This is a genomic window from Desertibacillus haloalkaliphilus, assembly GCF_019039105.1.
Lineage (GTDB): Bacteria > Bacillota > Bacilli > Bacillales > KJ1-10-99 > Desertibacillus > Desertibacillus haloalkaliphilus.
The window spans coordinates 1-429 of the sequence record NZ_JAHPIV010000159.1; the positions used below are offsets into that span (position 1 = coordinate 1).

Annotated in this window: 1 protein-coding gene; it reads right to left on the reverse strand. The window is 35.0% G+C overall.

All coding sequences use genetic code 11. The features are described 5' to 3' along the window. Positions 1-107: 107 nt before the first annotated feature. On the reverse strand, positions 108-429 hold a 322-nt coding region (locus KH400_RS21335; RefSeq protein WP_217228068.1), incomplete at its 5' end, for a hypothetical protein.

Genomic DNA, 429 nt, shown 5'->3' on the forward strand with positions numbered 1-429 from the left:
ATCATTAATTTAATAGCATATCATATACTATTTTTTAGAACTATTAGCCAAATATAAATTTCCTAATTATTTTTAATTTTTTTCATCCCTACCTATAAATTCAATTTTTAAATTCTTAAAAATACAATTACTATTATACAAATAAACAAACTTATTTCCATCCCTTCTATTTCCTTCTTCTCATCTACTTTTTCTCTCTTACCTTCCCCTTCTTCCCTCCTCTTTCTTTCCTCTCTTTTTTTTTTTTCCTTTTCCTTTCTTTCCCCCTCTTCCTTCTCTCCTTTTCCCTTTTTCTTCTCCCTTCTCCCTTCTTCCCCCCTCTCCCCCCCTTTCCTCTCCTCTCCTCCCCCCTTTTCCCTCCCCTTTTTTTTTCTCTCTTCCCTCCCTCTTTTTCTCTCTCCCCTTTCCTCCTTTTTCCCTTCTTTTCTT